This is a genomic window from Amycolatopsis sp. NPDC049868 (assembly GCF_044461365.1).
Taxonomy (GTDB): domain Bacteria; phylum Actinomycetota; class Actinomycetes; order Mycobacteriales; family Pseudonocardiaceae; genus Amycolatopsis.
Genome location: NZ_JBITKV010000015.1, coordinates 188870 through 213702 on the forward strand (window position 1 = coordinate 188870; position 24833 = coordinate 213702).

General features: G+C 69.5%; 24 protein-coding genes and 1 pseudogene. 18 read left to right on the forward strand and 7 right to left on the reverse strand.

What is annotated here, in order from left to right:
* The first annotated feature begins 7 nt into the window (after positions 1–7).
* The 9 genes from truB (at position 8) to ACIBTM_RS40095 (ending at position 8585) form a co-directional block, all read left to right on the forward strand.
* The gene (gene truB / locus ACIBTM_RS40055; protein ID WP_395882353.1) at positions 8–931 is read left to right on the forward strand and encodes a tRNA pseudouridine(55) synthase TruB; all 924 of its coding nucleotides are present in this window, start codon (positions 8–10) and stop codon (positions 929–931) included.
* A gap of 39 nt (positions 932–970) precedes the next feature.
* A complete protein-coding gene (locus ACIBTM_RS40060) occupies positions 971–1933 on the forward strand; it encodes a bifunctional riboflavin kinase/FAD synthetase (RefSeq protein ID WP_395882354.1) in 963 nt (320 codons plus the stop codon).
* A 114-nt stretch (positions 1934–2047) separates the two neighbouring features.
* The gene (locus ACIBTM_RS40065) at positions 2048–2527 is read left to right on the forward strand and encodes an XRE family transcriptional regulator (protein ID WP_395882380.1); all 480 of its coding nucleotides are present in this window, start codon (positions 2048–2050) and stop codon (positions 2525–2527) included.
* A 2-nt stretch (positions 2528–2529) separates the two neighbouring features.
* Entirely contained in the window at positions 2530–3039 is a 510-nt protein-coding gene (gene thpR / locus ACIBTM_RS40070; RefSeq protein ID WP_395882355.1) for an RNA 2',3'-cyclic phosphodiesterase, read from the forward strand.
* 129 nt (positions 3040–3168) lie between these two features.
* Positions 3169–3438 carry a 30S ribosomal protein S15 gene (rpsO, locus tag ACIBTM_RS40075; RefSeq protein WP_003084034.1) on the forward strand — a complete coding sequence of 90 codons (270 nt, stop codon included), beginning with the start codon at positions 3169–3171 and terminating at the stop codon, positions 3436–3438.
* Between the two features lie 237 nt (positions 3439–3675).
* Complete coding sequence (locus tag ACIBTM_RS40080; protein WP_395882356.1) at positions 3676–5934, forward strand: polyribonucleotide nucleotidyltransferase; 2259 nt, start codon at positions 3676–3678, stop codon at positions 5932–5934.
* A 97-nt stretch (positions 5935–6031) separates the two neighbouring features.
* Entirely contained in the window at positions 6032–7396 is a 1365-nt protein-coding gene (locus ACIBTM_RS40085; protein ID WP_395882357.1) for a M16 family metallopeptidase, read from the forward strand.
* Positions 7393–8139: a 4-hydroxy-tetrahydrodipicolinate reductase gene (dapB, locus tag ACIBTM_RS40090; protein ID WP_395882358.1), complete on the forward strand. Its 747-nt coding sequence runs from the start codon at positions 7393–7395 to the stop codon at positions 8137–8139. Before ACIBTM_RS40085 ends, dapB begins: the two co-directional genes overlap by 4 nt.
* On the forward strand, positions 8136–8585 hold the full coding sequence (locus ACIBTM_RS40095) for a tetratricopeptide repeat protein (protein WP_395882359.1): 450 nt from the start codon (positions 8136–8138) through the stop codon (positions 8583–8585). Before dapB ends, ACIBTM_RS40095 begins: the two co-directional genes overlap by 4 nt.
* On the opposite strand, the gene ACIBTM_RS40100 is transcribed toward ACIBTM_RS40095, so the two are convergent.
* Together ACIBTM_RS40100 and ACIBTM_RS40105 are read right to left on the reverse strand one after the other, a co-directional pair.
* Positions 8582–9244 carry a GNAT family N-acetyltransferase gene (locus tag ACIBTM_RS40100; RefSeq protein WP_395882360.1) on the reverse strand — a complete coding sequence of 221 codons (663 nt, stop codon included), beginning with the start codon at positions 9242–9244 and terminating at the stop codon, positions 8582–8584. The two genes, ACIBTM_RS40095 and ACIBTM_RS40100, sit on opposite strands and share 4 nt — an antisense overlap.
* A gap of 52 nt (positions 9245–9296) precedes the next feature.
* Complete coding sequence (locus tag ACIBTM_RS40105; RefSeq protein WP_395882361.1) at positions 9297–9818, reverse strand: YqaA family protein; 522 nt, start codon at positions 9816–9818, stop codon at positions 9297–9299.
* Between the two features lie 254 nt (positions 9819–10072).
* Between ACIBTM_RS40105 and ACIBTM_RS40110 the strand changes: the two are divergent.
* A pseudogene (locus ACIBTM_RS40110) lies at positions 10073–10375 on the forward strand (GtrA family protein); the annotation flags it as partial.
* 66 nt (positions 10376–10441) lie between these two features.
* Here ACIBTM_RS40110 and ACIBTM_RS40115 read toward each other — a convergent pair.
* The gene (locus ACIBTM_RS40115; RefSeq protein WP_395882362.1) at positions 10442–11002 is read right to left on the reverse strand and encodes a GNAT family N-acetyltransferase; all 561 of its coding nucleotides are present in this window, start codon (positions 11000–11002) and stop codon (positions 10442–10444) included.
* Positions 11003–11114: 112 nt separating this feature from the next.
* On the opposite strand from ACIBTM_RS40115, the gene ACIBTM_RS40120 reads away from it, so the two are divergent.
* On the forward strand, positions 11115–12335 hold the full coding sequence (locus ACIBTM_RS40120) for a winged helix-turn-helix domain-containing protein (protein ID WP_395882363.1): 1221 nt from the start codon (positions 11115–11117) through the stop codon (positions 12333–12335).
* Positions 12336–12568: 233 nt separating this feature from the next.
* Here ACIBTM_RS40120 and ACIBTM_RS40125 read toward each other — a convergent pair whose 3' ends face one another.
* The gene (locus ACIBTM_RS40125; protein ID WP_395882364.1) at positions 12569–13486 is read right to left on the reverse strand and encodes a DUF4097 family beta strand repeat-containing protein; all 918 of its coding nucleotides are present in this window, start codon (positions 13484–13486) and stop codon (positions 12569–12571) included.
* 11 nt (positions 13487–13497) lie between these two features.
* Positions 13498–14022, reverse strand: coding sequence for a toxin-antitoxin system HicB family antitoxin (locus ACIBTM_RS40130; protein WP_395882365.1), 525 nt, complete (start codon positions 14020–14022; stop codon positions 13498–13500).
* 133 nt (positions 14023–14155) lie between these two features.
* On the opposite strand from ACIBTM_RS40130, the gene thyX reads away from it, so the two are divergent.
* From thyX to ACIBTM_RS40160, 6 genes are all read left to right on the forward strand, one after another.
* On the forward strand, positions 14156–14908 hold the full coding sequence (thyX, locus tag ACIBTM_RS40135; protein WP_007029376.1) for an FAD-dependent thymidylate synthase: 753 nt from the start codon (positions 14156–14158) through the stop codon (positions 14906–14908).
* Positions 14908–15300 (forward strand): ACT domain-containing protein, encoded by a 393-nt coding sequence (locus tag ACIBTM_RS40140; RefSeq protein WP_016332627.1) that lies wholly within the window; start codon positions 14908–14910, stop codon positions 15298–15300. The genes thyX and ACIBTM_RS40140 overlap by 1 nt, the downstream gene beginning before the upstream one ends.
* An 82-nt stretch (positions 15301–15382) precedes the next feature.
* Complete coding sequence (locus ACIBTM_RS40145; RefSeq protein ID WP_395882366.1) at positions 15383–16885, forward strand: serine/threonine-protein kinase; 1503 nt, start codon at positions 15383–15385, stop codon at positions 16883–16885.
* Positions 16886–16996: 111 nt separating this feature from the next.
* The gene (gene dapA / locus ACIBTM_RS40150; protein ID WP_395882367.1) at positions 16997–18010 is read left to right on the forward strand and encodes a 4-hydroxy-tetrahydrodipicolinate synthase; all 1014 of its coding nucleotides are present in this window, start codon (positions 16997–16999) and stop codon (positions 18008–18010) included.
* Positions 18007–19704, forward strand: coding sequence for a ribonuclease J (locus ACIBTM_RS40155; RefSeq protein ID WP_395882368.1), 1698 nt, complete (start codon positions 18007–18009; stop codon positions 19702–19704). Before dapA ends, ACIBTM_RS40155 begins: the two co-directional genes overlap by 4 nt.
* 335 nt (positions 19705–20039) lie before the next feature.
* Positions 20040–21599 carry a VWA domain-containing protein gene (locus tag ACIBTM_RS40160; protein ID WP_395882369.1) on the forward strand — a complete coding sequence of 520 codons (1560 nt, stop codon included), beginning with the start codon at positions 20040–20042 and terminating at the stop codon, positions 21597–21599.
* Here ACIBTM_RS40160 and ACIBTM_RS40165 read toward each other — a convergent pair.
* The gene (locus ACIBTM_RS40165) at positions 21529–22938 is read right to left on the reverse strand and encodes an amino acid permease (protein WP_395882370.1); all 1410 of its coding nucleotides are present in this window, start codon (positions 22936–22938) and stop codon (positions 21529–21531) included. The genes ACIBTM_RS40160 and ACIBTM_RS40165 overlap by 71 nt on opposite strands.
* Positions 22939–23091: 153 nt before the next feature.
* Here ACIBTM_RS40165 and ACIBTM_RS40170 point away from each other — a divergent pair, with 153 nt between their 5' ends.
* Positions 23092–23682 carry a DUF305 domain-containing protein gene (locus tag ACIBTM_RS40170; protein WP_395882371.1) on the forward strand — a complete coding sequence of 197 codons (591 nt, stop codon included), beginning with the start codon at positions 23092–23094 and terminating at the stop codon, positions 23680–23682.
* Here the strand turns inward: ACIBTM_RS40170 and ACIBTM_RS40175 are convergent.
* Positions 23659–24630 (reverse strand): EamA family transporter, encoded by a 972-nt coding sequence (locus ACIBTM_RS40175; RefSeq protein WP_395882372.1) that lies wholly within the window; start codon positions 24628–24630, stop codon positions 23659–23661. The two genes, ACIBTM_RS40170 and ACIBTM_RS40175, sit on opposite strands and share 24 nt — an antisense overlap.
* Positions 24631–24833 lie beyond the last annotated feature (203 nt).

Genomic DNA, 24833 nt, shown 5'->3' on the forward strand with positions numbered 1-24833 from the left:
TCGGCCCGTGTCGCGCCCCAATCAGGCTCAAGCCAAGAAACGTCCCGCCCCGCCGCCCGGTCTCGTCATCGTCGACAAACCATCCGGAATGACCTCCCACGACGTCGTCGCCAGGGCGCGGCGCTTCATGGGCACCCGCAAGGTCGGGCACGCCGGCACCCTCGACCCGATGGCCACCGGGGTCCTCGTGCTCGGCATCGAACGCGCGACCAAACTCCTCGGCCATTTGGCCCTGGACCGCAAGACCTATCTCGCGACCCTCTCCTTGGGACTGTCCACCACGACCGACGACGCCGAGGGCGAGCCGATCGCCGAAGCCGCCCCGGAGGTCGTCGAGAAGATCACCGACGAAGCGATCGCCGCCGGGATCGCCGAGCTGACCGGCGACATCCAGCAGGTGCCGAGCGCGGTCAGCGCGGTCAAGATCGACGGCAAGCGCGCGTACGCCCGCGTCCGGGCGGGCGAAGAGGTCGTGATCCCGCCGCGTCCGGTCACCGTGCACCGCTTCGATCTGCTCGCCACCCGCCGCGAGGCCGGCCGGATCGAACTCGACGCGATCGTCGAATGTTCGTCGGGGACCTACGTCCGCGCGCTGGCCCGCGATCTCGGTGCCGGGCTCGGCGCCGGCGGGCATCTGCTCGCGTTGCGGCGCACCACGGTCGGGCCGTTCACGCTCGCCAAGGCCCGCACCCTCGACCAGCTCGAAGACAAGCCGGAGCTGTCGCTGGACCTCGACGCCGCCGTCGCCGCGGCGTTCCCGCGCCGCGATCTGGACGCCCGCACGGCACAGGCGGTCCGATATGGACAGAGGGTGCCCGCGGCCGGGATCGAGGGCACGTACGGGATGTTCGGACCGGACGGCCGGGTGCTCGCCCTCGCCGCGGACGAAGGTGAACTGGCCCGGTCGGTGGTCGTGTTGCTGCCCGCCTAGGGTGGTGCACGGAGCTGGGCTGGAGGAGACGGGGCACAAGTGCAGCGTTGGCGTGGTTTGGGTGACCTCCCCGGGAGCTGGGGACGGTGCGTGGTGACGATCGGCGTCTTCGACGGCGTGCACCGCGGTCATCAGGAGCTGATTTCGAGGACGGTCCGCGCCGCCGCCGAACGCGGCGTGCCGAGCGTGGTGCTGACCTTCGACCCGCATCCGTCGGAGGTGCTCCGGCCGGGCAGCCATCCCGCGCAGCTGACCACGTTGCGCCGCAAGGCGGAACTGGTCGAGGGCCTGGGGGCGGACGTCTTCTGCGTGCTGCCGTTCACCCTGGAGCTGTCGCGGCTGACGGCGCACGAGTTCGTGCACGAGGTGCTGGTGGACAAACTGCACGCGGCCGCGGTGATCGTGGGGGAGAACTTCACCTTCGGCGCCAAGGCCGCCGGTGACGTCGCGCTGCTCCGCACGCTGGGGAAGCGGTTCGGTTTCGTGGCGCAGGGTGCGGAACTGCAGGGTCTGCTCGCGCAGGAGCAGGCGGACAACGACATCACGTTCTCCTCGACCTACGTCCGTTCGTGCATCGACGCCGGGGACGTCGTGGCGGCGTCCGAGGCGCTCGGCAGGCCGCATCGGCTGGAGGGCATCGTCGTCCGGGGCGACGGCCGGGGGCACGACCTCGGCTACCCGACGGCGAACCTGTCGACGCCGCGCTTCGCCGCGGTGCCCGCCGACGGTGTCTACAGCGCCTGGTTCACCCGTTCGTCGGATCTTGGCCGCCGGCTGCGCGCCGCCGTGTCCGTCGGGACCAATCCGACCTTCTCCGGGAGGGAACGCACCGTCGAGGCCTTCGTCCTTGACATCGACGAGGATTTCTACGGACAGCACGTTTCGCTCGATTTCGTCGCCAAGCTGCGGGACCAGGTCCGTTTCCCGACGTCGGAAGGTCTGGTGAAGCAGATCGACGAGGACGTCGCGCGGACCAGGGAACTGCTCGGCGAGCAGGACTGACCGGAGCCGGCCTCGGCCGGACGAGAATCGACAAACATGCCCGCCCGCGTGCGTTCCGGTGGCAAGATGTCACGGACCGCGCAGGGCGTTCGATGGGGTAGGGGAGCGGACCAGGTGGAGGACCACAAGATCGTCCAGCGGAACATCGCGCTGCAGAAGGAGTGGTACGGGGAGCCGCTCGGCGATCGTGTGCGGAGACTGGTCGTCGCCTTCGACATCTCCCAGGCCTTCCTCGCCGAGGTCCTCGGCATCAGCGCGCCCATGCTCAGCCAGGTGATGAGCGGTCGTCGCGCGAAGATCGGGAACCCGGTCGTCCTCGCCAAGATGATCATGCTGGAGCGCAAGGTGCTCGTCCCCGCGGTCGCCGCGGGGGACCGCAAGGCCATGCAGGAGGCGCTGGAAGACGTCCGCGACTCGCGGCCGACGGTGGGCAGGGACAGCATCCCGGTCGGCGCCGTCGCCGACGACCAGGGAGTGCTCGTGGCACTGCGCGACATCGGCGAGGACGAAGACCTCACCGAAGCCGCGAAGCTGCTCGACGACGATTTCCCGTCGCTGGCGGATCTGCTGCGCCGGGCGGCCAAGACCACTTGACGATGACGATCTTCAGCGCGCTGATCCCGCCGGACGGCGTTCTCGACGAGGTCGCCGCCGCGGTGGGTACTCCCGGAGGCGACGGTTTCCGCTGGTCGCCGCGGGAGAACTGGCACATCACCCTCGGTTTCTACGGCGTGGACGACCCGGCGGAACGAGGCGAATGGCTCGCCGGACGGCTGGCGGGCGCGGGCCCGCTCGACCTCCGGCTGGAAAAGGCCGCGACTTTCCCCGGGGTGCTGTGGTTGAGTGTGTCCGGAACCGGGCTCCACGAGCTGGCCGTGAAGGCAGGCGCGGGGAATGAGGGCAGGCCGTACGTGGCCCACCTGACACTGGCCCGCTTCCCCCGCGACCGGCCGGAGGCCGCGAGCGCGTGGGAGGAGCGGCTGGCCGGGTTCACCAGTGAGACTTGGACGGCGACCGAGGCCGTTCTGATGAGCAGTGACCGTGAGCAGGGCGAGCCACGCTACCGGGTGATCCGGTCGTACGCGTTGAACCACGCCCGCGACTGAAGCCGCTGATCACGAGGCTGGTAGCCTCGACGATTGGGTCCGGCTGCAGTCCGTGGCGGCCGTGACCGTCTCACCCGGCGTGAAGACATCGTCCGGGCCGCACGGCACAGAGTATCTAGGAGCACCACTGTGGCTTTGTCCACCGAAGAGAAGAAGTCGATCCTTGCCGAGTACGGCGTGCACGACTCGGACACCGGATCCCCGGAGGCCCAGGTCGCGCTGCTGACCAAGCGCATCGTCGGCCTCACCGAGCACCTCAAGGCTCACAAGCACGACCACCACTCCCGTCGCGGGCTCCTGCTGCTGGTCGGCCGCCGCCGCCGGCTGCTGAACTACGTGATGAAGGTGGACATCGAGCGTTACCGTGCGCTGATCCAGCGCCTCGGCCTGCGCCGATAGCTTGAACCCGAGGGGGAGTGACCACATCGGTCGCTCCCCCTCGGTCCAAGTACAAGGAAACACGCGGCGCGAGCGCGCACGAGGTACCGTCCGCCGGTCCTCGGTAGTGGTTCCCGGGCAACGGCCCGGGGGCTTCGATCGAAGACCGGCCTCACTCCTCGAGCGTCCGCAGGCGAAACAGGTCCCAGGGTGGGAGACTCGCGCCGTTACAGAGGATCAAAAGAGGAGATACACCCTATGACCGACTCCACCGGAGTCACCGTGCACGAAACCGAAGCCGTGATCGACAACGGCCGTTTCGGCACCCGCACCGTTCGCTTCGAGACCGGCCGCCTGGCCCGTCAGGCCGCCGGCGCCGTCGTCGCGTACCTCGACGAAGAGACCATGCTGCTCTCGGCGACCACCGCGTCGAAGCACCCGAAGGACCACTTCGACTTCTTCCCGCTGACTGTGGACGTCGAGGAGCGGATGTACGCCGCCGGGCGCATCCCCGGCGCGTTCTTCCGCCGTGAGGGCCGCCCGTCGACCGACGCGATCCTGACCTGCCGCCTGATCGACCGGCCGCTGCGCCCGTCGTTCGCCGACGGTCTCCGCAACGAGATCCAGGTCGTCATCACCGTCCAGAGCCTCAACCCGGACGACCCGTACGACGTGCTCGCGATCAACGCGGCCTCGGCCTCGACCCAGATCGCCGGTCTGCCGTTCTCGGGCCCGGTCGGCGGCGTCCGCGTCGCGCTGATCGACGGCCAGTGGGTCGCGTTCCCGACCTGGAAGCAGCTCGAAGAGGCCACCTTCAACATGGTGGTCGCCGGCCGCATCGTGGGTGACGACGTCGCCATCATGATGGTCGAGGCGGAGGGCACCGAGCAGACGCTCGACCTGATCGCCGCCGGCGGCAAGGCGCCGGACGAGATCGCCGTCGCCGAGGGCCTCGAGGCCGCGAAGCCGTTCATCAAGGTCCTGTGCGAGGCCCAGCAGCAGCTGGCCGAGCTGGCCGCCAAGCCGACCGGCGAGTTCCCGGTCTTCCTCGCCTACGAGCAGGACGCGTACGACGCCGTCGCCGCCATCGCGACCGACGACCTCGCGAACGCCCTGACCATCGCGGGCAAGCAGGACCGCGAGAACGCGACCGACCAGGTCAAGGCCGCGGTGCTGGAGAAGGTCGGCCTTGGCGAGGGCGAAGCCTTCCAGGGCCGCGAGAAGGAGATCGGCGCGGCGTTCAAGGCCCTGTCGAAGAAGATCATGCGCAAGCGCGTCCTCACGGACAAGATCCGCATGGACGGCCGCGGCCTGACCGACATCCGTTCGCTCGCCGCCGAGGTCGCCGTGATCCCGCGGGCGCACGGTTCCGCGCTGTTCGAGCGCGGTGAGACCCAGATCCTGGGCGTCACCACGCTGAACATGCTCCGCATGGAGCAGCAGATCGACTCGCTCTCCCCGGAGACCACGAAGCGGTACCTGCACCACTACAACTTCCCGCCGTTCTCCACCGGTGAGACCGGCCGCGTCGGTTCGCCGAAGCGGCGCGAGATCGGCCACGGCATGCTCGCCGAGCGCGCCCTGGTCCCGGTCCTGCCGAAGCGGGACGAGTTCCCGTACGCGATCCGCCAGGTCTCCGAGGCGCTGGGCTCCAACGGCTCCACCTCGATGGGCTCGGTCTGCGCCTCGACCATGGGTCTGCTGAACGCGGGTGTCCCGCTGAAGGCGCCGGTCGCCGGTATCGCCATGGGCCTCATCTCCGACGAGGTCGACGGCGAGACCCGTTACGTCGCGCTGACCGACATCCTGGGCGCCGAAGACGCCATGGGCGACATGGACTTCAAGGTCGCCGGCACCAAGGACATCATCACCGCGCTGCAGCTCGACACGAAGCTCGACGGCATCCCGTCGGAGGTTCTCGCGGCCGCGCTGAAGCAGGCGAAGGACGCTCGCCTCACCATCCTGGAGGTCATCGCCGAGGCGATCGACGGCCCGGACGAGATGAGCCCGTACGCGCCGCGCGTCACCAGCGTGAAGATCCCGGTGGACAAGATCGGCGAGGTCATCGGCCCGAAGGGCAAGATGATCAACTCGATCACCGAGGAGACCGGCGCCGACATCTCCATCGAGGACGACGGCACGATCTACGTGGGCGCGGCCGACGGCCCGTCGGCGGAGGCGGCGATCGACAAGATCAACGCCATCGCCAACCCGCAGCTGCCCAAGGTCGGCGAGCGCTTCCTCGGCACCGTGGTGAAGACGGCCGCGTTCGGCGCGTTCGTCTCGCTGCTGCCGGGCAAGGACGGCCTGGTGCACATTTCGAAGCTGGGCAACGGCAAGCGGATCGCCAAGGTCGAAGACGTGGTCAACGTGGGCGACAAGCTCCGCGTCGAGATCGCCGACATCGACAACCGCGGCAAGATCAGCCTGATCGTGGTCAAGGAAGACGACGCTGCCGACGCCGCCGAGAAGCCCGCCGAGGGTGACAAGGCCGAGGCCCCGAAGGCCGACGCGTAGTAGTCCTGGCTAGACCGATGTGAAACGTCAGGAAAGGGTCGTTCAGGACGATTTTCGTCCTGAACGACCCTTTCCTGACATGTGAGTAAGGAATCCGTTGGCTCGTCAGGTTCCCGGGCACGAACAGCCCGTCGGCAGCACCCGCACCCTTGAGTCCACTTCGGACGGCGCGGTGGTCAAGCGCAGTGTGCTGGCCGGTGGCCTCCGGGTCATCACCGAGCACGTACCCGCGTCCCGTTCGGTGACGGTCGGACTGTGGGTCGGCGTCGGATCGCGCGACGAGCCGTCGTCGGTCGAGGGCGCGGCGCACTACCTCGAACACCTGCTGTTCAAGGGCACCACGAACCGGGACGCCACCCAGATCGCCGAAGAGATCGACGCGGTCGGCGGGGAGTTCAACGCGTTCACCGCGAAGGAGCACACCTGCTACTACGCGCAGGTGCTCGACGAGGATCTGCCGCTCGCGATGGACCTCGTCACCGACGTCGTGTTCGAGGCGCTGTGCACGGACAAGGACGTCGAGACCGAGCGCAGTGTCGTGCTCGAAGAGATCTCGATGCGTGACGACGACCCCGAAGATCTGCTGCACGAGACGTTCGTCGGCGCGATCCTGGGCAACCACGCGCTCGGCCGTCCGGTGCTGGGCAGCGAGAAGTCCATCGCCGAGATGTCCGCTTCGGCGCTGCGCGGGTTCTACCGGCGCCGCTACACGCTGCCGCGGATGGTGCTCGCGGTCGCCGGGAACATCGAGCACGGCCAGGTGCTTCGCCTGGTGCGCAAGGCTTTGCGGAACCGGCTGAGAGGAGCGGCGACACCCGTGCCGCCGCGTGGCGGGCGGGCCCGGATCGCGATGGCGCCGAAACTCGCGCTGCACACCGACGACACCGAGCAGGCGCACGTGATGCTCGGCCTGCGTTCGCTGTCGCGGCACGACGACCGGCGGTTCGCGCAGTCGGTGCTCAACGCCGCGCTCGGCGGCGGGATGAGCTCGCGCCTGTTCCAGGAGGTCCGCGAGAAGCGCGGCCTGGCGTACCAGGTGTATTCGTCCGTCGCGAGCTACGCCGACGCCGGGCACATGGCCGTGTACGCGGGCTGCCAGCCGGAGAAGCTCGGCGAGGTCGCCGGCGTGATCCGCGAGGTGCTCGAACTCGTCGGCAAGGACGGGCTGAGCGAAGCCGAGGTCGCGCGGGCGAAGGGACAGCTGCGGGGCGGGCTCGTGCTCGGTCTTGAGGACACCTCGTCGCGGATGTCGCGGATCGGCAAGAACGAACTGAACTACGGCCGCTATCTCGGCGTCGACGACACGGTGGCGCGGATCGACGCCGTCACCACCGAAGAGGTCTGTGCGCTCGCTCGCACTCTGCTCGCCCGCCCTGGTGGCGTCTCGGCGGCGGCGGTGGTCGGGCCGTACGCTCACGCCGACGACCTTCCGGACGATCTGCACGAGGTGATCGCATCATGACCGCTGGAATTCGCGTCGGTGTGCTGGGCGCACGCGGCCGGATGGGCCAGGAAGTGGTGAACGCCGTCAACGGCGCCGACGACATGGAGCTCGTCGCCGCGCTGGACGCCGGTGACGACTTCGCGGCGCTCAAGCAGGCGCAGGTCGTCGTCGACTTCACCCATCCCGACGCGGTGATGGACAACCTGGAGTTCCTGACCGGCAACGGGATCCACGCCGTCGTCGGCACCACCGGATTCAGCGGGGAGCGGCTGGAGAAGCTGCGCTCGTGGCTCGCGGCCGATCCGTCGCTCGGCGTGCTCATCGCGCCGAACTTCGCGCTCGGCGCGGTGCTGGCGATGCGGTTCGCCCAGCAGGCGGCGCGGTTCTACAACTCGGCCGAGGTCATCGAACTGCACCACAACCGCAAGGCCGACGCGCCTTCCGGCACCGCCGCGCACACCGCGAAGCTGATCGGCGAGGCCCGTGCGGAAGCCGGTCTCGCTCCCGGTGAAGACGCGACGACGTCCGAAGTGGACGGTGCCCGCGGCGCGCTCGTCGACGACGTCCGCGTGCACTCGGTCCGGCTCCCCGGGCTGGTGGCGCACGAGGAGATCCTGTTCGGTGGCGAGGGCGAGACCCTGACCATCCGGCACGACTCGCTGCACCGCACCTCGTTCATGCCGGGCGTGCTGCTCGGTGTGCGCTCGGTGCTCACGCGGCCCGGCCTCACGGTCGGTCTCGAGAACATCCTCGACCTGTGAGGGCCCGCAACTTCGCGCTGGTGATGACGGCGGCGCTCGCCGTCTACGTCGTCCTGCTGGCGGGCCGGGCCATCGCGTTGCTGCGTACCGGCGAGACGGTGCCGGTGATCTTCGGCATCGGGGTTCTGCTGCTGCCGGTGCTCGGGATCTGGATCATCGTCACCACCTGGCGTTCCGGTGTCCAGATCCAGCGGCTTTCACGGCGATTGGACGAAGAAGGCGGCCTTCCCGACGTCTCCGATCTGCCCCGCAGGCCTTCGGGCAGGGTGGATCGGGACGCCGCGGACGCCTGGTTCGACGAGCGCCGCGCCGAGGTCGAGGCGGATCAGGAGAACTGGCGCGTCTGGTACCGGCTGGCGTACGCGTACGAGATCGCCGGGGACCGGAAACGGGCCCGCGCGACGATGCGGCGCGCCGTGGAACTCGAAGCCTCCTCCCGCAATTAGTCCTCTGAACGCGTGGGCTCGATCCCGAGGACGGGCAGGCATTCGCGGACGGCGGCGAGTTCGATGTCGTCACGGCGCCGCCACCGTTCGCGGGGCAGCCGCCATTGCTTGATCCGCGCGGGTTCGCCGCGCCGGGTGTCCCAGGTGACGCCGTTCGGCTCGTAACCCAGCGCCTGTGAGACGCGGTTCGAGGCTTGGTTGTCGAAGAAGGCGTCGCTGGACGCCTCACGCGCTCCGAATCCCTCGAAGGCCAGCTGCAGCACGGCCTGCCGCATCTCCTTGCCCAGGCCGCGGCCCCGCAGGCCCGGGCCGAGCCAGGAGAACGTGGTGACCGTGCCGAACGTGGCGAAGTCGATGCCGATCAGATCCTGCATGCCCACCGGCTCGCCGTCGACGACCACCACGAAGTACAGCCGCCATTGGCTCGCGTTCACCCGGCCCCGGCCCAGCCAGATCCCGCGGAGCCAGCGCCACTCGCGTTCCGGGCTGTCCTCGTAGAGCGAGGCCGGATCGTCGAAGGGCCATGGGGGTTCGGTGACCACGCCCTCGCGGACCGTCGGGATCAAGCGCTCCAGGAGCTCGTCCGTCGCGCCCAGCAAGGACAGGCGGGGTGTGTGCACCTGCACGTTCAACGGCGGATATGCGAACGAAGTCGGCATGGGCGGAAACCCTAGAGCGCGGCCGCCATGGCGCGCATCACAATATCGGTGCTCAGTAGTGGAACCAGCCCGCGAACAGGGCGGGGGAGGCGGCCAGCAGGCTGAACCGCACCCAGCGGCCCACGAAACCGGTGGCCAGGAAGGTCGCGAGCGGCATCCGCACCAGGCCCGCGAGCACACTCGTGGCCATGTACGGCGGCAGGCCGACGACCGAGCTCACCCCGTACGTGCCCGCCATCCAATGCGGATGCCGGTGGCATCGTTCGCGCAGTGCGTCGAGCCGGGCGCGCATCTTCTTGGTGCGCGCCCGCCATCTTTCCCGGCGCGGGGTGGGCGGCCGCTCGCGGTGCAGGCGGTCGTGCAGCGGTTTCGGCAGCTTGATCGTGCCCTTCGCGGCGAGGTAGTAGAGCGTTTTCCCGCCCACCTGACCTGCCGCGACGATGGCGCCGAGCAGCAGCCACGGCATCGTCGGCTGGCTCGCGCACAGACCGATGAGGAACATCTCGATGCTGACCACGGGGAGGATCGCGGAACCGAAGGCGACGCCGAACGACAGGAGCAACCAGCCCACCATCGTTGCCTCCCCGTTATCTTCGTTCCTTCCAAGTTATCAGCTGAAAACCTGGACGCACTGGGGCCAGCCCCCGTTCCCGGCCTCCGGGTCGCACCAGAAGATCACCTGTTCGTCGGCTCACGGCCACCTGCCGCTGCCATGCTGGAGCCGTGGCCGACCTGCACGGCGCGGTCCGCGGCAAGGGTTTCGCGGATCGCTTCGCCGATTTCTGCGCGGCCGTGGTGCGGCGCCTCCCCTTCGGGCTCTCCCGGCTGGTGGCGCCGAGTTTCCTCGGTTTCGCGCTCATCAACGGGTTCACCTTCGGGGTCGACCTGATCCTGCTGACCCTGCTCCGCGGCTGGCTCGGCCTGCCGGTGTGGCTGGCGATCACGCTCGCCTACGCGACGGCGTTCGGGTTGAGCTTCGTGCTGAACCGCAGCATGAACTTCCGCTCGCACGCGCCCGTCGGCAGGCAGGCGGTGCTCTACGTCATCGCGATCGTCATCAACTACGTGGCGTTCCTGCTCGGCGTCGGCGCGGGACTGGCCGCGCTGGGCGTCGACTACCGCCTCTCGCGGCTCATCGCCGGGGCGTGCGAAGGCGTGTTCATGTACTCGGTGATGCGCTGGGTCGTGTTCGCGAAGTCAGGGAGTGAGCTCGAGGTCGAGGCCGCCGGTGAGCCGGACTTCGCGCACGTTCGTGCTTCCGGTGTCGAGGATGCGGACGGTTCCGTCGGGCGACCAGCCCGCGCGGCGGAAGAAGCCCAGTGACGCGTGATCGGTCTGGGCGACCCAGCTGATCCCGCGGGTGGCGCCGTCCGCACGCAGCCAGGCGGACGCGTTCGCCAGCAGCCGTCCCGCGTGCCCGCGCCGTCCCCAGCGCGGCTCGACCAGCAGCGAGGCGATGAGGGCCGTCGTCGAAGCGTCGTCGGGCAGCGATCCGTCGGCCGTGGCGACCTCGCTCACCGGAGCGCGGCCGGCGACACAGAAACCGACGGTGAACTCGCCTTCGGTGGCGAGGAAGACACGCGTGCCCGCGTACTCGATCGTCTCGGTCCAGGTCTTTTCGAGTTCCTCGATGTCGAGACCGGCTACGGCCGCTTCGCCGAGCAGCTCGGTGTAGGCGCTTCGCCAGGTGTCCCGCTGGATACGGGCGATCTCGGGGGCGTCGGACACGACTGCTGGGCGGACTTCGGCGGCGGCCATGGCAGGAAACCTACAGCGGAGCGAAGCTCCATCCGTTGAGGGTGGGGGTGGGGAGGAAGGTGGAGTAGCGGTGTCGCGGAAACTGTCGGTGGGGGATGGCACCATGCCGACGATGAGCACTACGACCATCAGCGGTCCGGTCGCGCGCCGGATCGCCCTGGCCGCACAAGGGTTCGCGGACGCGCGTCCCGGTGGAGCGGTCACGAGGAGGCATCTGCAGCGCGTGCTGTCGCGAATCCAGTTGCTGCAACTGGATTCGGTGAACGTCGCGGTCCGCGCGCACTACATGCCGTTGTTCTCCCGGCTCGGCGCGTACGAGTCCACGCTGGTGGACGACGCGGCCTGGTCCCATTCCACGCGCAAACCCCGGATGCTGGTCGAATCCTGGGCGCACGAGGCGAGTCTGCTGCCCGTGGCGGACTGGCCGCTCCTGCGGTCCGGGGCGAAGCGCATGGGCTGGTGGACGAACTACGCGCGGGTGCTGGACCAGACACCCCAGCTGGTGGACGACATCCTGACCGTGGTCAAGGAACAGGGGCCGATCGGCGCGGGCGGCATCGAGCGCGCGCTGGAGGGCAAGTCGGGAGGTTCGAGGCCCGGTTCGTGGTGGGAGCGCTCGGAGGTCAAGAAGGCCTGCGAGTGGCTCTTCGGCATGGGGCAGCTGACCACCGGCACGCGCCGGTCGTTCGAGCGGCTGTACGACCTGACCGAACGCGTCGTCCCACCGGAAATCCTGTCCCGAACCGTGAGCCCGGAGGAAGGCGCCCGCGAACTGATCACCCGCGCGGCCGTCGCGCTGGGCATCGGCACCGAACCGGACCTGCGGGACTACTACCGCCTGGGCCCGGACGTCAGCAAGCGGGCGGTGGCGGAGCTGGTCGACGCGGGTGTGCTGGAACCGGTGACCGTGGACGGCTGGCCCGCCCCGGCGTACCGGCACTTCGCGGCGAAGGCGCCGAGGTCGGTCACCGGCCGGGCCCTGCTGTCGCCCTTCGACCCATTGATCTGGGAACGCGCCCGCACCGAGCGCATCTTCGACTTCTTCTACCGCATCGAGATCTACGTGCCCGAGCCGAAGCGGATCTACGGGTACTACGTGTTCCCGTTCCTGCTCGACGGCGAACTCGTCGGCCGGGTCGACCTCAAGGCCGACCGTGCCGCCGGGGTGCTTCGCGTTCAAGGCGCCTTCGCCGAGCCTGGGGTGGATGTCGCTCGGGTCGCGAGTGAGCTGGCGGGCGAGCTGCGGCTGATGGCGGAGTGGCAGGGACTGGACGGGGTCGCGGTGGGGAAGCGGGGAGACCTCGCTCCGGTGCTCTCCCGCCTCGTGCGCTGAGCCCGACCCCCGCACGAACGCTATGAACGGTCCGTTCCTTGCAAAATTTGCAAGGAACGGACCGTTCATAGCGGCGGCTCCTCAAGAAGGCCCAAGCGTCAGGAAAGGGTCGTTCAGGACCAGAAACGTCCTGAACGACCCTTTCCTGACATCCACGTGAGCGAGGGACCTTTGCTCCCACCCCCGTGGAAAAGTGCGAGCAAAGGTCCCTCGATCCCCCTGTGGTCCGCGGCTCAGCCGGCCGCGCTGGTCACCACCGCGTCGCCGGTGCCGGTGCGCGCCCGCACCTTCAGCGAGACCTCCGAAGGCGCGCTGTCCGCGACCTCCAGTTCGCTCGACACCGAACCGGTCGTCGACGAGAGGTCGATCTCGGCCTGGACACCGCCCCGGATAGCGACCCGGACCTCACCCGATCCGGTGGTCAGTTCCAGCGTCCCGGAGGCGGCGTCGGTCACCGAGAGGTCGCCGCTGCCGGTACGCGCCAGGACCTCGCCCGCGACCTCGCCGAGCCAGACGTCACCCGTGCCGGTCGCGACCGTGGCCGAACCGTTCACCGAGGCCGCCTCGACCGAACCGCTGCCGGTGCGCAGTTGCAGGCCCGACAGGGTCGGCCCGAGTTTGATGTCGCCGGTGCCGGTGCGGACGATGGCCGAACCGTCGGCCCGTTCGAGGGCGATCTTGCCGGCGCCGGTCAGGATGTCGGCCCGCCCGGCGACACCGGTGACCGTGACGTCGGCCGCCCCGGCCCGTACCTCCAGATGCGAACCGGCGGGTGCCCGGACGGTCACGGCGAGCGGGACGTTCTTCAGCTGCCAGGCCTTCGGCGCCTGGACGACCAGCCGGTTGCCGACCTTCTCGATCCGCGTCTGCGCCACGGCATCACCCACGGAGCCCGCCGAACCCACCGGCGAACCGCCGAGCTGGTCGCCGAAGCGTTCCCCGACCCAGCTGAGCAGGCTCGTCATCCCGTCCACCCACGGCTGCTGTTCGCCGCCGTCCCGGCGGACCTCGGTGTGGACCCCGTTTTCGTCGGTCAGTTCGATCGTCACCCGGCCGATGGCCACGCTCACGTCGACCTCGATCGGGCCCTCGGCCTCGAAGTCCTCGACGCGCACGGTCTCTTCACCGGCGGGAATGCTTTCCTCGGTCATTTTCGTCCCCCTCAGCCCTGGACCCAGCCGTGCAAATGCGAACCGGCGCCGCCGCCCGGCTTCTGCTTGTGGTGCCAGTGCTCGCTCCCGCTCTTGCCCAGCGCGCCCTGGACGGCCTGCGAGACGAACGTGTTCAGCGAAACGCCCTGCGAGGCGGCCGCGGCTTCGGCCTGGCCCTTGACCTGCTCGAACAGGCGCAGCGTGATGCGGGTGATGTCGCCCGTGTCCACCTTGGGGGCGCGCGGGGTCTCCCGCGGCGTCTCCTGACGGGGCGCGGACTGCTCGGCGCTCTCGGCGGAGCCGGTGACGACGACGCGCACGTCGCGGCCGTCGAGCCGGACGTCGACAACGTGCCCCGGCAGCGCCGAAGTCACTTCGGCGGCGAGGTCGGCGAGGGCATTCATGATGGTCAGTCGGGCAGCCGGCTCCAGCGCCGACGACAGCAGCGCGGCAGCGCGCCGCGTCTGCTCGTCGCCGGCCGAAGCCGTGTTCGCGAGGTCCTCGCGAAGGCTTGTGATGTACGGCGTCAGATCCATGACACCACTATGACGTCACTTGTGGTGTCAGTCAAGGAGGCTATGACGTCACCGTGATGTCGTCCCGGCGTCAAAGGCGGTTGCGGTTACGCTGCCCGGAGTCGTGGAGCAGGGGTCGAAAAGGAGTGCGAACGTGGCCGAGACCGTGTCACCCAAGGTTCAACTGATCGCGAAGACGGAGTTCTTCCCGCCGTCCGACGTACCGTGGTCGACCGATGCCGACGGTGGTGAGGCGCTGGCCGAATTCGCGGGCCGGGCCTGCTACCAGTCCTGGAAGAAGCCGAACCCGAAGACGGCCACCAACGCCGGCTACCTCGAGCACATCATCGACGTCGGTCACCTGTCGGTGCTGGAGCACGGCTCCGTCAGCTTCTACATCACCGGCATCTCCCGGTCGCTGACGCACGAGCTGATCCGCCACCGTCACTTCTCCTACTCGCAGCTCTCGCAGCGCTACGTGCCGGAGCGCGACGCCGCGTTCGTCGAGCCCGACGTCATCGCGCAGGACCCGGAGCTGCACGCGAAGTTCCTCGCCGCCTCGCAGGCCGCCGTCGACGCCTACACCGAGCTGCTCGCCGGGCTGGAGGAGAAGTTCGCCGACGTGCCGAGCGCGACCCTGCGCCGCAAGCAGGCCCGTCAGGCCGCCCGCGCCGTGCTGCCGAACGCCACCGAGACCCGCATCGTGGTCACCGGCAACTACCGCGCCTGGCGGCACTTCATCGCGATGCGCGCCACCGAGCACGCCGACGTCGAGATCCGCGCCCTGGCCATCGAGTGCCTGCGTGAGCTGCAGAAGGCGTCGAGCAACGTCTTCGCGGACTTCACCATCTCCGCGCTGCCCGACGGCACCGAGGTCGCGTCCAGCCCGAAGGTCCTCGAAGGCTGATGCGACGCCTCGCGATCGACGTCCGGCCCGGTGAGTACGCGGTCGCCCGCCTCGCCCCGGACGCGCCGGTTCCGGCGAACCTGCTCGACCCCGGCGAGCCCGTGCTGATCTCGCTCACACGGACGCCGGAGGAGCTGTCGGTGATCTGCCCGGCCGGTCTCGCGCCGGCCGGGGCCACCGTCGAGGACGGCTGGCGGCTGCTGTCGGTCCGCGGACCGCTCGCGTTCACGCTCACCGGCATCATCGCGGCGCTGTCGAGCGAACTCGCCGCCGCCGGTGTGGCGCTGTTCTCCATGTCCACATTCGACACCGACCACGTGCTGGTCCGGGCTGCCGAACTGGAGCGCGCGGTGAAGGCGCTCCGGGAAGCCGGGCACGAGGTCACGGTCTGATTCACCAGCCGGGCGAAGGAACCTTTCGGGACGCGAACGGGTCCGAGTTGGCATCCTGCGCGAACCGAAGGAGCACCGAACCTTGACCGACGAACAGACCCGTCCGTACGGGCCGCCCCAGCAGACCCAGCAGGCCACCGGCGCGCGGATCGTCGCCGGCCGATACGCCCTGCTGGGCGAGCTCGGCCGCGGCGGGATGGGCATCGTCTGGCGTGCGCAGGACCAGGTGATCGGCCGTCAGGTGGCGATCAAGGAGCTGAAGTTCCCGAACGCCCCCGAGGACGCCTCGGTGCTGTCGGAGCGGATGCTGCGCGAAGTCCGCTCCGGCGGCCGCCTCAACGATCCGGCCGTCGTCACCGTGTACGACGTCGTCACCGAGAACGGCGCCACCTACATCGTGATGGAGCTGGTCGAGGCGCCGACGCTGGCCGATCTGGTGCGCGACCGCGGGCCGCTGCCCGCCCAGCAGATCGCGCTGGTGGGGGAGCGGGTGCTGTCCGCGCTGCGGGCCGCGCACGCCGCCGGGATCGTGCACCGCGACGTCAAACCCGCGAACATCATGGTCGCGCCGGACGGCCGGGTGAAGCTCACCGACTTCGGCATCGCGCACGCTGCCGACGACCCGCGCCTGACCACCAGCGGCATGATCGTCGGCTCGCCCGCGTTCATGGCGCCGGAACGGGTCGAGGGCCGCGACGCGATGCCCGAATCCGACCTCTGGTCGCTGGGTACGGCGCTGTTCTTCGCCGCGGAAGGCATCGTCGCGTTCGAACGGTCGACCACCGCGGCGACCCTGCACGCGATCATGACCGAGGCGCCGTACCTGACCAGGGTCCAGGGCCCGCTGGCCGCCGCGATCCTCGGCCTGCTGGTCACCAAACCCGAGGCGCGGATGTCGTACGACCAGGTGCGCAGCCTGCTCGCGGCGGCACAGGGTGTGCAGGCCCAGCCCACGCCGCCCTCGGGCGGCACGGCGATGATGCCGCAGTCCGGCCAGCCGATGACCCGGCTCGCCCCGGCCCCGGCGAAGCGCGATCTGCGCCCCCTGTGGCTGAGCCTCGCTGCGGTCGCCGTGATCGGCGCGCTGGTCGGCGGGATCTTCCTCGGCCGCTGGATGGCCGCGCCCGAGGGGAACTCGCAGGCGCAGGCGACGCTGACGTACGGCATCAACGGCCAGGTCAAGCTCGGTTCGTCCGGGGACTGCTACAACGTGCCGCTCAAAGAGGGCATCAACCTGAACGACGGGGTCAGCTGCGACAAGGACCATCTGCTGGAGATCTTCTCCAAGCGGTCGTTGCTCGAAGTCGAGTCCCCCAGCGACGACGACGCGAAGATCGCCGAATATCCGGGAGCGGAAACGGTCAACCGGATCGCCGAGGCGACCTGCTCGGCGACCTTCAACTCGAACATCGTGCCGGCGGCGCAGCGGGCTTCGCTGACCTGGCGGGCGGTCGTCCCGACCGAGGCGGAATGGAAGCGGCCGCCCGGCGAGGAAGACCGCAGCTACTCGCGGGGCTACTACTGCCTGCTCGCCAAGACCGACGGGAGCCAGATCCCCTCGCAGATCACGACCAAGGTCAAATAGCTCACAGAGAGTTTGCGCCGAGTTCGCCTTCGTCGTGGAAAATCTCCCGCATTCGGCGGGAACGACCACGTCGGCAGGGGGTTCGGCGCTCGCAGGAGGTACCTTCACAGCATGTCCACTCCACCTACCGCAGCGCCGGGAAGACCGTTCGGGCGCGTGCTCACCGCGATGGCCACCCCCTTCGACGCCGATGGCGCGCTGGACCTGAAGCGGGCGCAGGAGCTGGCCGAACACCTCGTGGATCTGGGCAACGACGGTCTCGTCGTGAACGGCACGACGGGGGAGAGCCCCACCACCACCGACGCCGAGAAGGCCGAGCTGGTCCGCGCCGTCGTCGAAGCGGTCGGTGACCGCGCGACGATCGTCGCCGGCGCGGGCACGAACAACACCGCGCACAGCATCGAGCAGGCGAAGCAGGCCGAAGCGGCCGGCGCCCACGGCATCCTCGTCGTCACGCCGTACTACTCGCGGCCCAGCCAGGCGGGGCTCTACGCGCACTTCACCACCGTCGCCGACGCCTCCGGCCTGCCGGTGATGCTCTACGACATCCCGCCGCGTTCGATCGTGCCCATCGAGGTCGACACGCTGCTGCGGCTCGCCGAGCACCCGCGCATTCTCGCGGTCAAGGACGCCAAGGGCGACCTCATCGCCGGCTCCGAGGTCATCGCGAACACCCAGCTCGCCTACTACTCCGGTGACGACGGCCTCAACCTGCCGTGGGTCTCGGTCGGCGGCGCGGGCGTGGTCAGCGTGATCGGGCACGTCGTCGCGGGCCGCATCCGCGGCATGATGGACGCCTACGAGTCCGGCGACACCTCCACCGCGCGCACCAACCACCGCGGCATGCTGCCGGTGCTGCGGGCGATGTCCCGCGTCGGCGGGGTCGCGTTCTCGAAGGCGGCCCTGAAGCTGCGCGGATTCGACATCGGCGACCCGCGGCTGCCCATCGTGGCCGCGAGCGACGAGCAGCTCCAGGCGATTTCCGCCGATCTCGCCCAGGGGGGCGTGCCGCTCGGTGAAAGCGCCGCCGGCGACTGGCATGGTGCACGAGTGGCACAAGCAGATTCAGCGGCGGCCTACACGGCGCCGACCTCACATACCAGCGTAGGGACCATGCCTCGGTGAGTTCATTGCCAACCGGACCCGGACCGACCACCCCGCCGCCCGCGCTGCCCGAAGGCGCCTTGCGCGTGGTCGCGCTCGGCGGGATCGGCGAAGTCGGCCGCAACATGACCGTCTTCGAATTCGACGGCCGTCTGCTGATCGTCGACTGCGGGGTCCTTTTCCCCGAGGACGACCAGCCCGGCGTCGACCTGATCCTGCCCGACTTCCGCGCGATCGAAGACCGCCTTGAGGACATCGACGGTCTCGTCCTCACCCACGGGCACGAGGACCACATCGGCGCCGTCCCGTTCCTGCTGCGGCTCGTGCCGGACCTGAAGATCTACGGCTCCCGGTTCACGAACGCGCTGCTCGCGGCCAAGGCCAAGGAACACCGCCAGCGGCCGAACCTGATCGAGGTCCGCGAGGGCGAGCGACGCAAGGTCGGCTGGTTCGACCTCGAGTTCTTCGCGGTCAACCACTCGATCCCGGACGCGCTCGCGGTGGCCATCCGCACGCCCGCGGGGGTCGTGCTGCACACCGGCGACATCAAGCTCGACCAGCTCCCGCTCGACGGCAGGCTGACCGACCTCGCCGGATTCTCCCGGCTCGGCGACGAGGGCGTGGACCTGTTCTGCGTCGACTCGACCAACGCCGAGGTGCCCGGCTTCGTCATGCCGGAACGCGACATCGGCCCGGTGCTCGACGACGTCGTCCGCAAGGTCGGCCAGCGCGTCATCGTGGCCTGTTTCGCGAGCCATGTGCACCGCGTCCAGCAGGTGCTCGACGCGGCCGTGCGGCACGGGCGCCGGGTCGCGTTCGTCGGCCGGTCGATGGTCCGGAACATGGGCATCGCGGCCGATCTCGGCCTGCTGAACGTGCCCGACGGTCTGCTGGTCAACCTCGACCAGGCCAGTGACCTGCCCGAGGGCAAGGTGCTGTTCGTGTCGACCGGTTCGCAGGGCGAGCCGCTGTCGGCGCTGTCGCGGATGGCGCGCGGCGAGCACCGGCAGATCTCGATCCGCGCCGGCGACACCGTCGTACTGGCCAGCTCGATGATCCCGGGCAACGAGACCGCGGTCTTCGGCGTCGTCAACGGCCTCACCCGGCTCGGCGCGAACGTCGTGCACCAGGGCAACGCCAAGGTGCACGTGTCCGGGCACGCGTCGGCGGGCGAGCTGCTGTACCTGTACAACGCGGTGCGCCCCAGCAACGTCATGCCGGTGCACGGCGAGTGGAAACACCTGCGCGCCAACGGAGAACTGGCCGTGCGCACCGGTGTCGCCCCGGAGAACGTGGTGATCGCCGAGGACGGTGTCGTGGTCGACCTCGTCGACGGCAAGGCCACGCGGACCGGCCGGGTCGAGGTCGGGCACGTGTACGTCGACGGCCTCTCGGTCGGTGACGTCGGCGAGTCGACCCTGTCCGACAGGCTCGTGCTCGGCGAGGGCGGTTTCATCGCCATCACCGTCGCCGTGGACACCAGCACCGGCCGCGCGGTGACGCGTCCGACGGTGTCCGGACGCGGGTTCTCCGACGACCCGAAGGCGCTCGACGCCGTGGTCCCCATGGTGGAGATGGAACTCGCCAGGACCGAGGCCGAGGGCATCACCGACACGCACCGCATCGCCCAGGCCGTGCGCCGGGTCGTCGGCCGCTGGGTCGCCGACACCTACCGGCGCCGCCCGATGATCGTGCCGACGGTCATCCCCGTCTAGTCCCGAACGCGCGTGAAGGCCCCCTTCACTCGGCTCAGCCGAGGGAAGGGGGCCTTCACGCGCGAGTGGCGGCCGCGAGCAGCAGGGCGAAGGCGACTGTGATCGCCTGGCCGAAGAGGGCGTTGCGTGCTTTGCGCTGTTCCGCACGAGTGGGCCGGTTCATCACTGATTCCCCCGATTTCGAGTGTTTTCCTTACCGGGCAAGTGTTTCGCGAGCCGCGCCGGGGCACCTCCCGCCTTGGTGGGGTTTCGCTACGCCGAAAGTCGTAGCCTTCCCCTAGGGGAGCGGCCGGCGTACCCTCGGACGCTCCTCGAGCCCCATGCCGGGAGAGCCGATGGGACGCCACGCCACCACCCGGACCCGAAGACGGATACTGCTCCCGTCGCTGGCGCTCGCGCTGGCGGTCGTGCTCGGCGCGGCCACCTGGGTGGTGGTGGCCATGACGCGGTCCGAACCCGGCTGCGAGCCCGCCCGGGTGGTCGTCGCGGCGTCGCCCGATATCGCCCCCGCCGTCATGCGGGCGGCCAGTGCGCTCGATCTCAAGTGTGTCGCGTTCGACGTCCAGCCCAGGGATTCCCTCCAACTGGCGGAGGAGCTGTCCGGAACCGCGCCCAAGCCCCAGGCCTGGATCCCGTCGTCGACGTTGTTCTTGAGGCGTGCCAACGGGGTTCCCGTCTCCGGGCCGTCGATCGCCAGCTCACCGGTGGTACTCGCGGTCGCGGAACCGGTCGCGCGGACGCTCGGCTGGCCCCGCAAGCCGCTGACGTGGCCGGAGGTACTCGGCGGATCCGGTGTCGTCGCCGGAATGCCGGACCCCGCGAGCGATCCCGCCGGTGTTTCCGCGCTGCTGGCGCTCCGAGAGGTCACGAAGGGCGCGTCGGATCCCGCCGCCGCGTACGTCGCCTTGCTCCGGAAGTTCTCCGCCACCACTTCGGGTGCGACAGTGTTCCCCGCGCCCGAGAATGCGGTGCTGCGCCACAATTCCGGGCTCTCCGAGGGCGAGACCGCGCTGGTGGCCGCGTATTCACCCGCGGCTCCGGCGCTCGACTACCCGTTCGTCGAGATCGCGGGCGCGACCCAGCGGCAGGCGGAGGCGGTCGCCGAACTGAAACGCGCCCTGCTGCGCGGCGCCGCGACCGGCACGCCGTCCGATCTGCGCGCTCCCGGCGGACAGGCGTTGCGGCTGACCGAAAACGATCAGCGTGTTTCGGCACAAGGGCAGCGCAGCACCGAGATTCCGGCCGCCGCCGAGGTCGGCAAGGTGCTCAGCCAGTGGGCCGGAGTGAACGCGAGTGCCCGGGTCCAGGTCCTCATCGACGTGTCCGGTTCGATGAGCGCGCCGGTCCCGGGAACCGGGAAGTCCCGGCTGCGGATCACGCTGGAGGCGGCGGAGAACGCCCTGCACCTGTTCAGATCCACGTCACAGGTTCGTTTTCTGGCCTTCGCGACCAAAGTGGACGGTGACCGTGACTACCGGGAGATCCTGCCGATGGCCCCGGTCGGGCAGCAGCTGGCGGCGGTCGGCCGCCTGCGCGCCGTCCGCGCGGTGCCGGACGGACAGACCGGCCTCTACGACAGTGTCCTCGACGTCTATCGGCTGGCGCACAAGGAATGGGAGCGGGGAAGACTGAACCTCGTCATCGTGATGACCGACGGCCGCGACACCGATCCAGGTGGTATCAGCCGCGAGAACCTGGTGGCCGAGCTGGAAAAGCTGCGCGACCGGGATCGCCCGGTGCCGCTGATCGCCATCGGGATCGGCCCGGACGCCGACGAGAACGAACTCGGGCAGCTCGTCGCGCCCGCCGGTGGCCAGGCCTTCCTCAGCCGTGATCCCGCGAGGATCGGAGAGGTGTTTTACGGTGCTCTCGGCCGGATCGCCGGTGCTGGATGAAGTAGACGCCGAGGATCACCGCCAGGCTGATCAGGCTCAGGTAAAGCTGGGCCCGCGTGTCGGCGTCCACGAACAACATCGACGCGACCACGGCCAGCGTCGCGGCTAGGGTGAGCCAGCTCAGCCATGGGTAGCCCCACATGCGCAGTTTCAGCCGCTCCGGCGCTTCGGCCTCCAGTCGGCGCCGCATCCGCAGCTGCGAGCCGGCGATGATCGCGTAGACGAACAACGCGACCGCTCCGGCGGAGTTGATGATGAAGTAGAAGATCTTGTCCGGGGACACGAAGTTCATCACCACGGCGACGTAACCGACCGAAGTGGACACCAGGATCGCCTTCCACGGGACGCCGCGCCGGTTCGTGTCCGCGATCCATTTCGGCGCCCAGCCGTTGCCGCGTAACGCGAACAGCATGCGGGAAGCGGTGTACAGCCCCGAGTTCAGCACCGACAGCACGGCCGTCAGCACCACCGCGCTGACCACCGTCTCGGCGGCGGGGATGCCGAACCGGCCGAACGCGGCGGCGAACGGGCTGGTCGTGGTCGGGATGTCACGCCAGCCGGTGATCATCACCAGCAGTGTCACGGAGCCGACGTAGAACACGATGACCCGCCAGACGATCGACGAGGTCGCCTTGCGCACGGCGGTCTCGGGCTCCCGCGATTCGGCGGCGGCGATGGTGACGATCTCCGCGCCGAAGTAGGAGAAGATCACGATCACCACCCCGTGCACCACCGAGAAGGGGCCGTTGGCGAGGAAGCCGTCCTGCGCGATGTTGCCGACCGAGAACGAGCCGCCGGGCCAGGCACCGAGCACGAACAGGACACCCACCACGAGGAACACCACGATCGTGGCGATCTTGACCGACGCGAGCCAGAACTCCGTCTCCCCGAACGAACGGGCGGAGGCGAGGTTGGTCGCGGTCAGCAGCAGCATCAGGGCCAGCGAGAAGATCCATTGCGGCACAACGGGAATCCAGGTCTGAAGGATCTTCGCCCCGGCGACGGCCTCGAACGCGACCACGCCGACCCAGAAGTACCAGTACAGCCAGCCGACGGTGAACCCCGCCCAGCCGCCGAGCGACGTCCGCGCGTACTCCATGAAGGACCCTTGCGATGGCGAGGCGGTCGCCATCTCGCCGAGCATCCGCATCACCAGCACGACGATCAGGCCGCCGATGGCGTAGGAGAGGACCGCCGCCGGGCCGACGGTGTGGATGACCGCGCCGCTGCCGATGAACAGGCTCGCGCCGATGATGCCGCCGAGGGCGATCATCCGGACGTGGCGTTGCCGCAGGTCCGGGCGCAGACCCGGCCGTTCGCGCCTGGTTTCGGAGTCCATGTCGCGGTTACCCCCTGTCGGAGTGGCGGCGGATCGCGGGATTGTCGCACCGCGAGCCGGGGAGGCAAAGTGTTTGCGCAACCCCAGGTGAACAGGCCGAAGTGGACTCTGCCAACCTAGGCACCTCCACCGCGCGTTCCGAGGAGCTCTTCGATGCCGCACGCCGTCCTCCGGTTCCTGCCCGCCGTCGCCCTGGCCGCCGTCGCGCTCGCGGGCTGCTCGGACGAGGCACCCCAGTCGCAGACGGCGCCTCCCGGGTCGTCACCCGTGGCGCAGCAGGCCGCCGTTCCGTTCAACGACGCCGACGTCGCCTTCGCGCGGCAGGCCCTCGCGCACCACCAGCAGGGCATGGATCTGGCTTCCCTGGCGGAAACCCGCGCCGGGAACGACCAGCTGAAGGCGCTCGCGAAGCGGGTCATCGACACGCACGAACCGGAGATCGCGCGGCTCTCCGGGCTCATCGAGGCGTGGGGTCAGCCCGCGCCGGACGACCCGAACCTCGAACACGTCCAGCGCGACGGATACGTCAGCCCCGGCGACATGGCGGAACTGGCCGGACTGTCCGGAAAGGACTTCGACCGCCAGTTCGTCGCGCGGTTGCTGCGCCAGCGCGAGGCGGGCGTCCGCATCGCCGACGCCGAGACCCAGCACGGCCGCAACCCCGACGCCCGCGACCTCGCCGCGACGACTTCGCGTTCGCAGCAGCAGGAGATCAGCGACCTACGGGGCTTCCAACAGGGTTGAGTCCGTCTGGACCACGTTCGAGTTCAGCTGGACGATGTACGCGCCGGTCAGCAGCACCACCGCGCCGGCGGCTTGGATCCAGCTGAGCGCCTCGCCCAGCAGCAGCCAGGCCGCGGCGCCGGCGATCAGCGGCTCCACCAGCCCGACGACGCTCGCCACCGACGCCGGGAGATGACGTAGCGCCGCCATGCCCGTCGCGTAGGCGAGGACGGTCGCGATCAGCACCAGCGCGATCAGCAACGACCACACCGGCGGCTCCCACGGCCCGAACGTCGTCGGCGCGTCGAGGACACCCCACGGAATCGTCCACGGCGGGGAGACCGCGCACACCAGGACGGCGCCGATCGTCATCCCCCAGGTGACCATGCCGAGCGGATCCCGGTCCGCGACGCCGCGCTCGCCGAGGAGGAAGTAACCCGCCGAACAGACGGCCGCGCCGAGCCCGGCGAGCAATCCGAGGACGTCCAGGCTGAGCCCCTCCCAGACCTGGGCGACCAGCACGAGCCCCGTCATCGCCAGCGCTATCCCCGCCCACATCGCCCTCGGCAGCCGCACCCGGCGCACGAACCGCACCCACAGCGCGATCAGCACCGGTGAGGTGAACTCGAGCAGGATCGCGATCCCGACCGGGATCCGGCCCGCCGAGAGGAAGTACATGAGCTGGACGCCCGCGACGCCGAGCGAGCCGTACGCGAGCAGCAGCGGCCACTCGTTCTTCGTGACTTTGAGGAGTTTCGGCCGGAAAACGGCGACCAGCGCGAGGAGGACGATCGCCGACAGCCCGATGCGTATCGCCGCGACCTGCTCCGGCGACAACCCGGCCTGCATCGCCGGTTTGCCCAGTACACCCGAGGTGCCGAAGAAGAGCGCGGCGAGCAGGATCAGCGTGATCCCCCGGCCGCGATGCGCGACGTGCGGGCGGGGGGCGGCGGCGAGTTCGGCGGTCACGGCCGGAGGGTAGAGGCCGTTCGATCGCGGGGCGACCCGTTTTCCCACCGGTTGGTCTTCGGTTCCCGCGGCCTCGTTCCTAGGTACATGAAGGCCCCCTTCCTGTACCTAGGGCGTGTCCTGCGGATCTTTTCCATGATCGTGTGCAGATGATGGATTGTGGTGGGTCGTGGTGAGCTGACGGACAAGGCCTGGGCGGTGAT

Bases quoted from the DNA above. Each gene is read 5' to 3' on its own strand.
- ACIBTM_RS40165 (WP_395882370.1), bottom strand. From the start codon at position 22,938: ATGGACTCCGAAACCAGGCGCGAACGGCCGGGTCTGCGCCCGGACCTG.
- ACIBTM_RS40100 (WP_395882360.1), bottom strand. From the start codon at position 9,244: ATGCCGACTTCGTTCGCATATCCGCCGTTGAACGTGCAGGTGCACACA.
- ACIBTM_RS40120 (WP_395882363.1), top strand. From the start codon at position 11,115: ATGAGCACTACGACCATCAGCGGTCCGGTCGCGCGCCGGATCGCCCTG.
- ACIBTM_RS40140 (WP_016332627.1), top strand. From the start codon at position 14,908: ATGCGACGCCTCGCGATCGACGTCCGGCCCGGTGAGTACGCGGTCGCC.
- ACIBTM_RS40170 (WP_395882371.1), top strand. From the start codon at position 23,092: ATGCCGCACGCCGTCCTCCGGTTCCTGCCCGCCGTCGCCCTGGCCGCC.
- thpR (WP_395882355.1), top strand. From the start codon at position 2,530: ATGACGATCTTCAGCGCGCTGATCCCGCCGGACGGCGTTCTCGACGAG.
- ACIBTM_RS40115 (WP_395882362.1), bottom strand. From the start codon at position 11,002: ATGGCCGCCGCCGAAGTCCGCCCAGCAGTCGTGTCCGACGCCCCCGAG.
- ACIBTM_RS40125 (WP_395882364.1), bottom strand. From the start codon at position 13,486: ATGACCGAGGAAAGCATTCCCGCCGGTGAAGAGACCGTGCGCGTCGAG.
- ACIBTM_RS40130 (WP_395882365.1), bottom strand. From the start codon at position 14,022: ATGGATCTGACGCCGTACATCACAAGCCTTCGCGAGGACCTCGCGAAC.
- ACIBTM_RS40160 (WP_395882369.1), top strand. From the start codon at position 20,040: ATGGGACGCCACGCCACCACCCGGACCCGAAGACGGATACTGCTCCCG.
- ACIBTM_RS40105 (WP_395882361.1), bottom strand. From the start codon at position 9,818: ATGGTGGGCTGGTTGCTCCTGTCGTTCGGCGTCGCCTTCGGTTCCGCG.
- ACIBTM_RS40080 (WP_395882356.1), top strand. From the start codon at position 3,676: ATGACCGACTCCACCGGAGTCACCGTGCACGAAACCGAAGCCGTGATC.
- dapA (WP_395882367.1), top strand. From the start codon at position 16,997: ATGTCCACTCCACCTACCGCAGCGCCGGGAAGACCGTTCGGGCGCGTG.
- dapB (WP_395882358.1), top strand. From the start codon at position 7,393: ATGACCGCTGGAATTCGCGTCGGTGTGCTGGGCGCACGCGGCCGGATG.